Origin of the sequence: Tessaracoccus sp. O5.2 (assembly GCF_964266725.1) — a bacterium.
Taxonomy (GTDB): Bacteria; Actinomycetota; Actinomycetes; order Propionibacteriales; family Propionibacteriaceae; genus Arachnia; species Arachnia lapidicapta.
In genome coordinates, this window is record NZ_CAXWGV010000018.1 from 13,897 (window position 1) to 27,356 (window position 13,460).

Annotated in this window: 12 protein-coding genes, 1 tRNA gene and 1 pseudogene; 6 read left to right on the forward strand and 8 right to left on the reverse strand. The window is 67.9% G+C overall.

The genetic code is table 11. From position 1 onward, the window contains the following. Positions 1-38: 38 nt before the first annotated feature. Together ACFQPD_RS08050 and ACFQPD_RS08055 are read left to right on the forward strand one after the other, a co-directional pair. A complete protein-coding gene (locus ACFQPD_RS08050; RefSeq protein WP_385899966.1) occupies positions 39-938 on the forward strand; it encodes a 4-(cytidine 5'-diphospho)-2-C-methyl-D-erythritol kinase in 900 nt (299 codons plus the stop codon). Next, the gene (locus ACFQPD_RS08055) at positions 935-1,420 is read left to right on the forward strand and encodes a MarR family winged helix-turn-helix transcriptional regulator (protein WP_068750489.1); all 486 of its coding nucleotides are present in this window, start codon (positions 935-937) and stop codon (positions 1,418-1,420) included. The genes ACFQPD_RS08050 and ACFQPD_RS08055 overlap by 4 nt, the downstream gene beginning before the upstream one ends. Here ACFQPD_RS08055 and ACFQPD_RS08060 read toward each other — a convergent pair. The 3 genes from ACFQPD_RS08060 to ACFQPD_RS08070 form a co-directional block, all read right to left on the reverse strand. Beyond that, positions 1,387-2,118 carry a TetR/AcrR family transcriptional regulator gene (locus ACFQPD_RS08060; protein WP_385899967.1) on the reverse strand — a complete coding sequence of 244 codons (732 nt, stop codon included), beginning with the start codon at positions 2,116-2,118 and terminating at the stop codon, positions 1,387-1,389. The genes ACFQPD_RS08055 and ACFQPD_RS08060 overlap by 34 nt on opposite strands. Then, positions 2,115-2,333 (reverse strand): hypothetical protein, encoded by a 219-nt coding sequence (locus ACFQPD_RS08065; protein ID WP_068750491.1) that lies wholly within the window; start codon positions 2,331-2,333, stop codon positions 2,115-2,117. The genes ACFQPD_RS08060 and ACFQPD_RS08065 overlap by 4 nt, the downstream gene beginning before the upstream one ends. 329 nt (positions 2,334-2,662) lie before the next feature. Continuing rightward, a complete protein-coding gene (locus ACFQPD_RS08070; RefSeq protein ID WP_385899969.1) occupies positions 2,663-3,241 on the reverse strand; it encodes a DNA-3-methyladenine glycosylase I in 579 nt (192 codons plus the stop codon). Positions 3,242-3,385: 144 nt separating this feature from the next. On the opposite strand from ACFQPD_RS08070, the gene ACFQPD_RS08075 reads away from it, so the two are divergent. The 4 genes and pseudogenes from ACFQPD_RS08075 to ACFQPD_RS08090 all read left to right on the forward strand — a co-directional run bounded on the left by ACFQPD_RS08075 (position 3,386) and on the right by ACFQPD_RS08090 (position 5,865). Continuing rightward, positions 3,386-4,765: a hypothetical protein gene (locus ACFQPD_RS08075; RefSeq protein ID WP_385899971.1), complete on the forward strand. Its 1,380-nt coding sequence runs from the start codon at positions 3,386-3,388 to the stop codon at positions 4,763-4,765. A gap of 115 nt (positions 4,766-4,880) precedes the next feature. Next, a tRNA-Gln gene (locus ACFQPD_RS08080) sits at positions 4,881-4,959 on the forward strand. A 305-nt stretch (positions 4,960-5,264) separates the two neighbouring features. After that, positions 5,265-5,454 (forward strand): annotated as a pseudogene (locus tag ACFQPD_RS08085) (IS3 family transposase); the annotation flags it as partial. 42 nt (positions 5,455-5,496) lie between these two features. Further along, entirely contained in the window at positions 5,497-5,865 is a 369-nt protein-coding gene (locus ACFQPD_RS08090) for a hypothetical protein (protein WP_385899972.1), read from the forward strand. A 38-nt stretch (positions 5,866-5,903) separates the two neighbouring features. Here the strand turns inward: ACFQPD_RS08090 and ACFQPD_RS08095 are convergent, their stop codons facing one another. The 5 genes from ACFQPD_RS08095 to ACFQPD_RS08115 form a co-directional block, all read right to left on the reverse strand. Beyond that, entirely contained in the window at positions 5,904-6,728 is an 825-nt protein-coding gene (locus ACFQPD_RS08095; protein ID WP_385899974.1) for a carbohydrate ABC transporter permease, read from the reverse strand. Beyond that, positions 6,725-7,642: a sugar ABC transporter permease gene (locus ACFQPD_RS08100; RefSeq protein ID WP_345579282.1), complete on the reverse strand. Its 918-nt coding sequence runs from the start codon at positions 7,640-7,642 to the stop codon at positions 6,725-6,727. Before ACFQPD_RS08100 ends, ACFQPD_RS08095 begins: the two co-directional genes overlap by 4 nt. Positions 7,643-7,650: 8 nt before the next feature. Further along, complete coding sequence (locus ACFQPD_RS08105) at positions 7,651-8,955, reverse strand: ABC transporter substrate-binding protein (protein ID WP_385899976.1); 1,305 nt, start codon at positions 8,953-8,955, stop codon at positions 7,651-7,653. A gap of 70 nt (positions 8,956-9,025) precedes the next feature. Next, positions 9,026-9,316: a penicillin-binding transpeptidase domain-containing protein gene (locus ACFQPD_RS08110; protein ID WP_385899981.1), complete on the reverse strand. Its 291-nt coding sequence runs from the start codon at positions 9,314-9,316 to the stop codon at positions 9,026-9,028. 585 nt (positions 9,317-9,901) lie between these two features. Further along, entirely contained in the window at positions 9,902-13,252 is a 3,351-nt protein-coding gene (locus ACFQPD_RS08115) for a DEAD/DEAH box helicase family protein (RefSeq protein WP_385899978.1), read from the reverse strand. Positions 13,253-13,460: the final 208 nt, after the last annotated feature.

The window sequence follows — 13,460 nt, forward strand, 5'->3', positions numbered from 1 at the left end:
CGCTAGGCCGCGGCGTCGGTGTGCGCTAGGTTCGTCGCGTGACGGCGGTGAGGGTTCGCGTCCCCGCGAAAGTGAACCTCGCCCTGCGGGTCGGTGGGACCGACGAGCAGGGCTATCACCGGCTGGGCACCGTGTTCCAGGCGGTCTCCCTCGGCGACGAGGTGGTCGCCGACGATGCGCCGGCGGGCGAGTTCAGGCTCGTCTTCAACGGCGAGGGGGCAGGGTTCCTGCCTGTCGACGACACCAACCTGGCCATCAAGGCGGCCAAGTTGCTGGCCACACGGTTCGGCCGGACCGACGTGGGCGTCAGCCTCCTGATCCGCAAGCGCATCCCGGTGGCCGGAGGGATGGCGGGTGGCTCGGCCGACGCGGCCGCGGTGCTGGTGGCCTGTTCGGCGCTCTGGGGCATCGACGCGGACCGTGAGGAGCTGCATCGGCTGGCGGCGGAGCTGGGCGCCGACGTGCCGTTCCTGCTCATGGGCGGCACCGCGATCGGCACCGGGCGCGGCGACGTGCTGACCCCCATCATGTCCAGCGGAACATTTCACTGGACGCTGGCACTGTCCCACACCGGCTTGTCGACGCCGGCCGTGTTCCGCGAGTTCGACCGGCTCGGCGAGCCGCAGGACACCGAGATCCCCGTGGCGCTGCTGGAGGCGCTGCGCGCGGGAGACGCGGCGGCCGTCGGCGCCTCCCTCGTCAACGATCTGGAGCGGGCCGCGATCTCGCTGCAGCCCACCCTGGCCCGCACGCTGGAGTTGGGCCTCGCGGCGGGGGCGCTCGGCGCGATCGTGAGCGGCTCGGGACCCACCTGCGCCTTCCTGGCCGGGTCCGACGCCCACAGCCACGAGTTGGCCGAGGCCCTGGCAGTGTTCAGCGGGGTGCGTGCGGTGCGGCGCGCGTTCGGGCCGGTTCCGGGAGCGCAGGTGCTGTCGTGACCGACGAAGTCGACGACGTGGTGTCCGCCTGGGCCCGCGAACGTGGCGACCTCGCGTTGGGTCCCATGCACATCTGGTCGCGCATTGACCGGCTCTCGGGCATCCTCGCCGGCCACCGCAAGCGTGCGTTCACCGACCACGCGATCGAGGGCTGGGAGTTCGACGTCCTGGCGGCGCTGCGCCGCGCCGGCCGCCCCTACCGGCTCTCGCCCGGCCAACTCCTCCGGGAGACGCACGTCACGTCCGGGACCATGACCAACCGGGTCGACCGGCTCGCGGCACGAGGGCTGGTCCGGCGCGACCCCGACCCCGACGACGGCCGCGGCGCACTCGTCACGCTGACCCCGGCCGGGTTGGCTCTCGTCGATGCAGCGCTCGGCACGCTGCTGGCGGTGGAGGAGTCGCTGCTGGGGGACTGGCCAGCCGACGACCGCGCCCGGCTGGCCGACTACTTGAGGCGGCTGCTGCTCGGCTCCGCCTGAACCTCGTCCGCGGCGGGGGCCTCGGCGGCCGCGTCGCGGTTCATCCGCTCCATGATGAGCCGGGGGTCGCGCTGGAGATGGGCCATGCCGTTCCACGCCAGGTTGATGAGGTGGCGGGCCACGACGAGGCGGGACGGCTCACGGTTGTCGAGCCACTGCTGGCCCGTCTGGGCGACCAGCCCGACCAGGGCCTGGGCGTACAGCCCGGCGAACTGGGGATCGTGACCGGTGCGCTCGAACTCACCGGCGAGGATGTCCTCCACCTGGACGGCGATGTCGCTGAGGATGGACGCGAACGAGCCGCTCGGCTGACCGGTGGACGAGTCGCGCGAGAGGATCCGGAACCCGTCGGGGCAGCTGTCGATGTAGTCGAGCAGGGCCATGGCGCCGCGTTCCAGCAGTTCGCGGGCGCCGGCGCCGGGCGTCGTGAGGGCGGTGCGGATGGCGGTGTGGAGGACCTGGGTCTCGCGGTCCACCACGACGGCGTAGGCCCCCTCTTTCCCGCCGAAGTGCTCGTAGACCACGGGCTTCGACACGCCGGCGCGCGCAGCGATCTCCTCGACGGACGTGCCCTCGAAGCCGCGCTCCGCGAACAGCTCCCGGGCGATCTCCAGCAACTGCTCGCGGCGCTGCGCCGCGGTCATCCGGGTGCGGGAGCGGCGGGCGCGGGCTGGCTGGCGGGTCGACACGACGCTCATTCTCGCACGCCGGGCGCACTCGCCTTCTTGAACCTCTGCTGGGCACCCTGCTTCGTGAGGCCGTAGAGCTCGCCGATCCGCGACCACGACGCACCCGCCCGCCGCGCTTCCGCCACAGCGTCGAGTTCCCGTTCCTCGGCCGCCTCGCGCGTGCGCCGCGCCGCATCCAGCGCGGCGAGGGATGCGGCGCGGGGATCCGGACTCTTGTCGGCCATGGTGGCATCGTAGCCCCGCGCCGCCGTCAAGGAGTGCTTGACACTAGCGTCAATGCCTGGTTGACTTGCGTGTCAACGAGCCATTGACGTAGTGGAGGTGATCTCATGGCGAAGAAGAAGGACAAGAAGAAGGACAAGGTGGTCAAGGCCGCGAAGGCGGCGAAGGCTGACAAGAAGTCGGCCAAGGCCAAGAAGGCCAAGAAGTCGAAGAAGTGACCGCGCACTGATGCGTGAAGGCCGGCCCTCGGCACAGGGGCCGGCCTTCCTTCATGTCCGGGGGGCTGTCGCAACATCTACCCCCAGTCCTACGCGAGGGCCTTGGCCTTCCTTCATGTCCGGGGGGCTGTCCCGGCCAGCCAGCACCCTTGAATGTGGTCGTCGACCATGCCCACCGCCTCCATGAGGGCGTAGATGATGGTGGGTCCGACGAACCGGAAGCCGTGCTGCTTGAGGGTGGCGCTGGCCGCCATGGAGCCGTCGGTCTTGGCCGGCAGGACCGCGAAGCTCAGCGGTGGCCGCGGCCGGGGCGCGGGGGCGTGCCCCTGGATGAGGTCGGTCAGTCTGAACCCCTCGTCGTGCATGGCCAGCAGCGCGCGGGCGTTACCGATGGCCGCGGTGATCTTGGCGCGGTTCCTGACGATGCCCGTATTCGACATGAGCCGCTCGACGTCCTCGTCGTCGAACTCCGCCACGGCGGCGGGGTTGAATCCGTGGAAGGCCTCCCGGAAGGCGTCGCGCTTCCGCAGAATCGTCAGCCACGAGAGGCCCGCCTGGAAGCCCTCCAGAACCAGGCGCTCGTACATGGCGCGCTCGTCCGGCGTGTCGGGGACAGGCCTGCCCCACTCCTCGTCGTGGTAGGCCACGTAGAGCGGGTCCCCCGACCCGAAACAGCGAATCTTGTCATCCATGGCAACCCCTTCGTCATCCGTAGTGTGCCTCGTCACACTGGGCGGTGAGGTCGGTGCCGTTCCGCGGTCGGCATGGATTGTGGACAACTGATCGGCGTTGTCCTCAGCGTCGAAAATGTCGGTCATGCGTTCTATTATGGGGCCATGGATGTGGAACGGGCTCGGCACCTCGCCGATGGTCTGCGGGCGGCGCGGCTCGCCCGGCGTCGTGCGGAGGCGGAGGAGTTGCGGCTGATCACGCAGTTGGCGTGCGGCTATCACCTTGAGGCGGAGTCGGACGCCCACGATGCGCTCTATGAGCAGGACGAGCCGGTCGGCGGAGACGGCTGCCCGCTGGTGTCGGAGTGGTTGTCCCTCGAACTGGCCGCACTCCTCGGCTGCACGTCCCGGCAGGCGACGTCCCTGATCGGTCGCGCCCTGAATCTCAGGTATCGGCATCCCCGGTTGTGGACGGCGGTTCAACAGGTGGAACTGGATCCGCATCGGGCGGCCGCGGCCGCGGCACGCTGCGAGAGCCTGCCGCCGGACGTAGCCGACGAGGTCGGCGTCCGGTGGGCCGCCGCCCAGCACCGGCTGAGCTGGGGCGCGGCCATGAATCTGATGGATCGGCTCATCATCGAGGCCGCTCCCGAGATCGCTGCGGAGCGCGAGCGGCGGACCCTCAACGGCAGGTACGTGTCGATCTCGCGGTACCGCGAGGGGTCGATGCAGGTCTCGGCGCAACTGGACGTCCTGGATGCGAAGTATCTCGAGGCGGCCGTGTCCCAGATCAGTGGGCTGCTCGTCGACGACGGTGCGGCCGCCGGCTGCGATGCGGACCAGGTCCGCGCCAAGGCGCTCGGCGTGCTCGCCAACCCGGCCTACGCCTTGGCCCTGCAGCAGCGGGCGGCGATGCAACCCCGCCTCGTCGAGGAGCGGGCCCCAGGGCGGTCGCCCATCGGTGGGGATGAGCCGGAACCCGATCCCATGGACGGCGAGCGACGGCCGCATCCGGCCGACTGCGCGGGCCACGTGTGCGGCACGATCACCGTGCCGCTGACCCAGCTGAGGCCCGCCACGGACGTCGTCGTTCACATCCCGGCCACCGCCGTCGAGGGCCTCGCCGGCGGCGCGCGCGTGGAGCGGGCCGGGTGGCTCACGATGGAGACCCTCAAGGACCTGCTCGGGGACAGGAAAGTGGCGGTGCGGCCGGTGATCGACCTGCCCGAGATCCCGGCCGAGGATCCGTACCGGCCGTCGGCGAGGCTACGGGAGGCCGTGATCCAGCTGTTTCCGACGGAGGCGTTCCCGTACTCGGAGACGGAGTCGAGGGGGCTGGAGCAGGATCACACGCGCGCATTCCGGACGGGGCCGCCACGGCAGAGCCGGATCGGCAACCTGGCGCCGCTGCGCACCCGGACCCACCGCGCCAAGACCGCTGGGCACTGGCGGTATGACCAGCCCGCTCCGGGGTGCCTGATCTGGCGAAGTCCGTTGGGCTATCGCTACCGCGTCACCCCCCACGGGACGTATCCCCTCAACTGATTCCCGCCCATGGCCGAGCCCGCCACCGACGACCGGTGAGCGGGCCGTCGGTGCGTGCCCGCGGGTGGCTGGGCGCGGGTGGGCTGTATAGACTCGGGCGAGGCCCTCGGGCCGTTCCCCGGTTGGTCTTTCGGTAGGGCCCGCCTGACTTTGAATCAGGATTAGCGCAGCAGGTTCGACTCCTGCCCGGGGAGCTCAGACTCAGGTCTGGCGAGGCGTTGGGCCGGTCCCCCGTTCCGGGTGGGACCGGCTCAACTTGGTTGTTGGTCACAACATTGGTCACAAAGCGCTGCAAAGTTTCCCGGCCACCTCAGCGGCCCCGGCAGCGGCGTCTTGGTCTGTGAGGAGGGACTGCTGCACGAGTAGGTGACATCTGATCTGTGACGACGTGTGGCGTCGCTGGAAGGATGTGTCCCGTGCCTAAGCCCTATCCGCAGGAGTTCCGCGACGATGTGGTCAACGTCGCTCGGCGACGTGAGGGCGGTCAGACGATCAAGCATCCTTCTTCGCCCTGCTGCAGAACAACGTCCTCGACCGCCGCCGCTGGACACCCGACAGGACCTGAGGATCGCCGTCGTGACCTGGACCGAGCGGACCTACCACCGCCGCCGACGCCAGGCCGCCTCGGCCGGTTGACCCCGATCGAATACGAGACCATCATGACCACACCGGCCCTCCAGGCCGCCTAACTCACCCTGTCACCAAGACGTGCAGCAGTCCCGGATGTTCAAATGTGGCAGATGATCGTGGCGGTCCTGACGGTCGCGGGGTGGCTTGCAGGGATCGCAATCGGCATCCGCGGAGTGAGACGGCAAACTGCTGCCCTCAACCCCCGTTCCGGGATACAGACAATGGTGTACCAGCCGACGCTGTGGCACAGATGGTGGACGAGAAGGCGCCAGACGATCGCAAAGGTCGTTGGGCTCTCCCTCGCCGCCGTCAGCGTGATCACCTGGAGCCTCTCAGGCGGCTGGCAATCGGAAAAGTTGCTGACGGCGATCGGATCGGCACTTCTGCTCGTAGTCCCAGTGGCGTTCGCCGCAGCGATCCTGACATGGCCATCCGACGTCAGGGAGAAGCTGACCGCAGCCGGTTCCTGAGGGGCCCCTGCGCGAAGCCGGCGCCCCACGAAGGACGCTCAGCGGATGCCCGACGTCGTCAGCCCCTGCACCAGATAGCGCTGCAGGAACAGGAACACTGCGAGCATCGGCAGGATCGCGACCAGCGACCCCATGAACAGCTCCGGATAGCGCACCCCCTGGCTGGTCATGAACTGGCTCAACGCCACCTGGACCGTGCGGGTCGCGTCGCGGCCGATCAACGTGGGCCACAGGAACGCGTTCCATGACCCGATCAGGATGATCGTGCTCACCGCCGCGATGATGCCGGTGGAGTTCGGCGCGACGATCCGCCAGAACGCCGTCCACGGGTTGCACCCGTCGACGAGCGCCGCGTCCTCCAGTTCGACGGGGAAGTCCAGGAAGAACTGCCGGAACAGGTAGGTCGCGAACGCGGAGAACATGCCCGGGATCACCAGGCCCCGGAAGGTGTCGACCCAGCCCAGCTGCGCCGTCATGATGAACATCGGCAGGAACGTCGTCGTCGCCGGCACCATCAGCGTGAACAACGTCAGCCCGAGCAGGAACTTCGCCAGCCGGTGCGTGTAGCGGGCCAGCGCGTAGCCCGCCATGACGGACACGACGACGGTGCCGCCGGTCTGCAGCACCGCCATGATCCCGCTGTTGAGCATGGCCCGGCCGATGCCGATCGAGTCGTTGGCCAGCAGCGAGTCGAGGTTGGTCAGGTTGAACTGGTCGGGCAGCCAGTTCCAGCGCGGGGCGGTGATGTTGGCCTGCGTCGAGAACGCGTTGCGGACGATCACGTAGAACGGCAGCAGGAACAGCAGCGCCAGCGCGACCAGCACGCCGTAGCGCACCGACGTCAGCACCCGGTTGCCCTTCATCGCGCGGCCCTCCGCTCGTTGCGGCCGAGTACCCAGTTCTGGCCGAGGCCGAACACCACGATGATCGCGGTGAGGATGATGGTGCCCGCGCCGCCGACGCCGAGATCCTGCTGGCCGCCGCCGAAGGCGATGAGGTACAGATGCACCAGCGGGGGGCGACCATAGGGCGGGTACTGGCCGATCGAGCTCAGCATGTTGAAGAACTCGTCGAAGGCCTGGAAGGCGTTGATGAACAGCAGCATGAGGACGGCGACGCTCGCGGCCCGCAGTTGGGGCAGCGTGATCCAGCGCAGCAACCGCCAACCGGAGGCGCCGTCGAGGGCTGCCGCCTCGTACGTCTCGCGGGGGATCTGGTTGAGGCCGGCGATGAACAAGATCATGTAGAAGCCCACCTGCAGCCACAGGCGGACGCTCACCAGCGCGACCCAGTAGAGGTTGTTCCCACCGCCGAGCCAGTTCACCGGGTCGCCGCCGGCGCTGCGGATGAACGAGTTGATCATGCCGAAGCGGGCACCGTTGAAGAACACGAAGCGCCAGATGATGGCGGCGATGACGTAGCTGACCGCCGTCGGGATGAAGAACACCGACCGGAAGAACGCCTGACCGTACTTGAGGTTGTTCAGCAGCAGGGCGAGGCCCAGCGAGCACACGTAGGTGAGCGGCACGATGAAGATCGCGAAGATCGCGAACACCAGCAGCGAGTTGAGGAACAGCTTGTCCTGCAGCAGGTAGGCGTAGTTGCCCAGCCCCACGAACTTGGTGGGGGTGACGGTGTTGCGCGCGTCGAAGAACGACAGGTACGCGCTCCACGCGATGGGCACGTACACGAACGCCGCGAGCCCCAGGAAGAACGGCGCGACGAAGGCCAGGAACCACAGGTTGCGTCCCTGGCGTCCGCGCAGCCGCTTCAACATCGGGCAGGTTAGCCCTTCAGCTTGGCCAACTCGGTCTTGGCCTTCTCGGCGAAGCCGGCGAACTCGGCCTTCGGGTCGGCGTCGTTCTTGATGACGTTGCTGACGGCGGCGTTGAACGCGTCGCCCAGCGCACCCGACCACATGATGTCGTTGGTGAAGCCGTTCTCGGCGACGTACTTCGCGGCGTCCGCACCGGCGCCGTCGGCGAGCTTGTCGGCCTTGGGCACCAGCGCGACCTTGGCGGGCACGTGGGTGCCGTAGGCGTTGGAGAAGTCGACCTGCTTGTCCTCCTGGTCGATCCACAGCCACTTGACGAAGTCCTTGGAGGCCTGGACGTTCTTGCCCTTCGCCGCGACGCAGGCGCCGAACGCGCCGAACGGCACCACCGGGCGTCCCTTGGCACCGATCGCGGGGAACGCGATGACGCCGACGTCGTCGCCGTGGGCCTCCTTGATCGCGGGCAGCGACCACAGGCCGCCCCACTGGAACGCGGCCTCGCCGTTGACGAAGGCGCCCGGGTCGTACCATTCGGCCGACGCGGCCTGGAGGACTCCGCCAGACTTCGAGAAGTCGCGGTAGGCCACCAGCGCGTTGTAGAAGTCGTCGGTGAGGAACGCGGCCTCGGTGCGCTCCTCGTTGAGCTGCTCGTGGCCCGAGGCCCACAGCAGGATGGTGCCGAGCACGCCGACGCCGCCGTCGTTGCCGGCGAAGAAGCCGCCGATGTCGGAGGTCTTGACGGCGTTGGCGGCCGCGACGAGCTCCTCGAAGGTGGTGGGCACGGCGATGTTCTTCGCCTCGAGCAGCGAGGGCCGGTAGTACAGCAGCTGCATGTCGATGGTCTGCGGGACGCCGTAGATCTTGTCCTCGAACGTGAAGCGCTTGATGACGGCGGGGTTGAACTGGTCCTTGACCGGATCGATGATGTCGTTGAGGGGCTCGAGCTGACCCGAACGGATCATGTCGAGGCTGCCGCCCTGCTCCACCTCGAAGACGTCGGGGACGTCGTCGGTGAGCAGCTGGGCCGCGAGGATCTTGGCGTACTCGCCGGGGGTCCACTTCACCTCGACCTTGGCGCCGGTGTACTCGGCCGCGTACTTCTCGACGGCCTCCTTCACGCCGGCCTCGCCGTACTCGTGGTACCACTGCGTCAGCGTGACGTCGGAGGCGGGGGCCGAACCTGACGGGCTACCCGAGGGGGCGGTGCCGGTGGGCGATTCGGACGAAAGCGGGTTGTTGTTGCCACAGGCGGCGAGGACGGCGGCTGCCGAGAGACCGCCACCGGCGAGCAGGAGGGTGCGACGATTCAGGTTCATGGTCGAACTGTGGCACGGTTCGGGGTTGCAGGAAGGGCCGTGTTCCGCCGATTTCTCTCCTGGCGTACGGCTACCGGAGCAGCTGGAGGATCAGCGGGGCCGCCGTCGACCCGCCGCTGTCGCCCACCTCGACGAACGACGCCACGGCGTACTTGTCGTTGTAGGCGATCATCCAGGCGTGGGTCTGCAGGGCGCCCGCCTTGCCCCACTGCGCGGTGCCCGTCTTGGCCCCGGTCATCACGCCCTTGAGTGACTTGCCGGTGCCGGAGTCGACCGTGGCCTTCATCATCGTCTGCAGCATCTCAGTTGCAGAGGACCGCAGGAAGAGCGACCAGCCAGGAACCACCCCGCGCACGAACATACCCTTCCCCACCGTCACGACCCCTAACCGGGTCGTGACGGTGGGAACCACGGCCTGACAGCCCCTACGCCGGAGCCCAGGGCTACTCGATTGGCATCTCCCCCTCCGGCCTGTCCCAGTCCGCGAGGAACGACGGTGTTGAATTGACTCCAGTGACTTACGGCGAGCCTGGAACGGACCTGAAGTCTAGGCTTGTGGCCACGACTTGGGTTCGGACGGGGGGGAGCGCGCCGCCTCATGCCTGGGTGGACCCGGCTGCGATAGCTCAACTCAAGAACCAAGGCTTCGTTGAGGAACAGGAGTGGCGTCTGATTGCTGAACAGGGCGACCGAGTTCTGCACTTCCGGAGCGGTTCGAGTGGCTTGGTTCCGTACATCGAGCTCCCACTCGAAAGAAGCCTCGTCAGGGGAATAACCGTCGGCCCCGGACTCGATGACCGCCGTGCAGTCCGGGCTGTAGAGCGTTTCGTCATTGGTTTGGGGGCAGACATCCCCGTTACGAGGTCAAAGGTGCCCTTCAGGGGGTGGTAGGGCCAGCCCGTCACGGGCTGCCCCCGGGATCACACGTCTGCGTCTCGTTCCGGAGCTACGCGGCTCCGCCAGGGATGGCGTGGGCCTTGACGTCGCGGAGGATGCTGACGATGTCGTCGACCTGGGCGTCGGGGAAGACGTAGTCGGGCCCAGTGGGGGCGTGGTCGGTGTAGGGGGACTCATACAGCCGTGACGGTTCCATGGCACCGGTTTGGGTGAGCTCGTCGACGATGAGGTTCACGAAGCGGATCTGGTCGACCGTGGCGTTGCCGTTGTCGAGGAACTGGCCGAAGGCTTCGGTTGCTGCGGTTCTGTCGAGTCCGACGAGGCTTCGGATGAAGAGTCCGAGGCCGCCGGAGTGTTCGGCTGCCCACACGATGTCTGTGGTCTTCCCGGCGCCGCTGGCGGCGAGCATGTCTTCGAGGGAGTCGAGGTCGGCAGCGGTGAGTTGCTTGTTGCGGCGCAGGCGCTGGAGGGCGACGTGGTCCTGGTGCTGTCGCAGGTAGGCGGCCGCCTTGGCGCGGAAGCGGTTGAGGTCGGTGCCGGGAGTGATGCCGGGGAGCTGGACGGCTCGGTGGTCGCCGAGGGTGTCTTCGAAGTCGGTGTAGAGCGGCGTGCGGGTGGTGCGGTCGACGAGTCGCACGAGGCCGCGCAGGCGCAGCCTCGCGAGTTCGAGCATGTCGAGGCTGACATCGACCCACCACTCGTCGCTGGCGACCTCTTCCAGCAGAACGGCCTGCTGCTGGATCGAGGGGATGGCGGTCTTGGTCAGCAACGAGGAGGCGATGTTCTGGACCGCTTCCCGGATCTGCTCTGCGGTGATGGCGTCGTGCTGGAGTTGGGCGAGTTGTCGTCGGAGGATGAGCAGGTCGAAGCGCTTTGCGGCCTCGTCGGGGTCCGTGACGGCGGACGGGAGGCCTCCGAGGGGGAGAGCGGCCTCCGCGTCCCCTGGGGTGAGGGCTGTCCAGGAGTCGCGGTCGGTGAACCGCTCGACGGCTTGCCGGTGGGGGCGGACCAGGACGTTGTCCAGCGTCATCCCGGTCACGAATCCGTGGAGAGAGTCGACGGTTGCGGCGCGCAGTTCGGAGTCGTCCAGCGCGGTGACGAGGCCGAGGCGTGCTTCATAGATCCGCTGGGTGAGGGACTTCTGGGTGGATCCCTCCACAGTCGGGAGGTCCTGGCCGAAGAACTCCAAATTGCCGCAGAAGTCGAAGACCAAGAAGTCCTGCTTGTCGTTTCCGGGGCCGTAGAGGTCGGGGCGGAGGCGCGTGCCGCGACCGATCATCTGCCAGAACTTGGTCTTGGAGCGGACCATCTTGAAGAAGACGAGGTTGGCGACATCTGGCACGTCGATGCCGGTGTCGAGCATGTCGACGCTGATCGCGATGTGCGGTGCCTTGTCGGGGGTGGAGAAGTCGTCGATCAGCGACTGGGCGTAGGGGGTGCCGTGGGTGATGACGCGGGCGAACCGCCCGGCGTGCTCTGGCCAGCTGAGGTCGAAGCGCTCCTGAATGAACTCAGCGTGGCGCTGGCTCTTGGCGAAGATGATCGTCTTGGCGAGCCGGTCATCGCCGGCGACCTTGTGGCCGTGGTCCATGAGGGTGGCGAGGACCTTGTCGACGGTGTCCTCGTTGAACAGGAAGCGGTTGAGTTCCTCGGCGCCGACTTCGTCTGGCGGGTCATCTTCGCCCCAGTCGAGGGTGTCCCACTGGTCCTTCTCGTCCTCGGACAGGTCGGCGTACTTGATGCCTTGGCGCAGGAACTTCGTCCCGACGTCGATCCCGCGCGGCGGGACCAGGTACCCGTCGGCGACGGCTTCGTCCAGCCCGTAGGCGTCGGTAGGGACGCCATCTTCGAGGTGGAACAGGCGGTAGGTGTTGTGGTCGACCTCGTCCTTCGGGGTGGCCGTCAAGCCGACCAGCAGCGAGTCGAGGTAGTCGAAGATCGCCCCGTACTTGGCGTAGACCGAGCGGTGGGCCTCGTCGATGATGACAAGGTCGAAGAAGCCGGGGCCGAAGCGGCGGGCGCCGTCGTCGACCTGGTTGATCAGGTTCAGCATCGTGGGATACGTCGACACGTACACCCGACCGTCGGTGGACTTCTCGGTGACCAGGTTGACCGTGGCCACGCTGGGCAGCTGCGCCTTGAACACGCCCACGGCCTGGTTCACCAGAGCGGTGCGGTCCGCCAGGAACAGGACCCGCTTCACCCACCCTGCTTTCATCAACTGGTCCACCAGCGCAATCACCGTGCGGGTCTTCCCCGACCCGGTGGCCATGACCAGCAGCGCGTCGCGCTGCTTCTGGTCGAACGCCTGACCGACCGCCTTGATCGCCCGCACCTGATACGGCCGCCCAGCGATCGACGTATCCACCGCCGCCGTCGACAGCACCTGCCGGGCCGTGCGGCGTTGGATCATCAACTCCAACTCGTCAGCGGTGAAGAACCCCTGGACCTCCCGTGGCGGGTACCCGGCCGCGTCGTCCCAGAGCCAGTGCTCGTAGCCGTTGGTGTAGAACACGACGGGGCGGCGCCCGTAGGTTGCCTCCAGGCAGTCGGCGTACAGCTTGGCCTGCTGCTGGCCGACCTGCGGGGACTTGGTGGTGCGCTTGGCCTCGACCACCGCCAGAGGTAGCCCGTCGGCTCCCCACAGCACATAGTCCACGAACCCGCGACCCTCGGCGTTCGGCATCCCAGTGACCTCGAACTCGCGATCCCGAGCTTCGACCAGCGGCCACCCCGCCTCCCGCAGCAGTAGGTCGATGAACAGATCGCGGGTCTCCGCCTCCGAGTAGTCATGCTCATCGGCCACCACGACAGCTGCCTGCGCGGCTTCTACCTCAGACCGCAGCCTCGCGATCTCCGCATCCTTGGCGGCCGCGACCTCGTCGCGTTCCGCCCGGACCCTCGCCAGGGCCTCGTCCTGGGCCTTCAGACGCGCTGCCAGCCTGGTCAGCTCATCGCGGCTCAGCGGGGCCGCCTTGGCCGCCAGAGAGGCGTCGAACCGGGCAGCAGTCGCGACCGCCTCGGGGGCGGGGGAGTGGTGGAATGCCGCCCAGACCAGGACGTGGTGCAGCTCCCGCAGGACGGCCAGCGACAGATCCTGCCCCACAGCCCGCGTTTCATGCACAGCGCTGTTCCCTGCCCTGCGGATCAGGTTCAGCTTGTGCGAGATCGTCCGGCCGGTCAGCTGCTGGAAGGCCGGGGCGTTGGTCCGCGCCGCCAGATCGTTCTGGTAAGGCTCAGGAAGCCTCCTGAGGGCGTAGAGGTGGTCTACCAGCCCCTCGACCGTCCGGCGGGCGTAGAAGCACGCAGAGCGCGGATCGGAGGCCAGGTAGGACTCGGCCCGGGCAGCATCGGCGTGCAGGGTGGGAATGGTGGCACGTAGGAACGCGAAGTTGCTCATCGGCACTGCCCGGACTGTCGGCAACTCTCTATCAACCCCCACATGCGTAGGCTAGGGGGTTCCCGGTCCACTTGCCGGTGTGACCTGAGTTCCACAACTGAGGCCTGATTTAGTGCCCCGTTCTGCGAGGGATCTTGGCGAGGATGGCTTCGGCTTCGGCGGTGAGGCGTGGTTGGGCCTGGATGGGCTGGCCGGCGATGGTGATCGT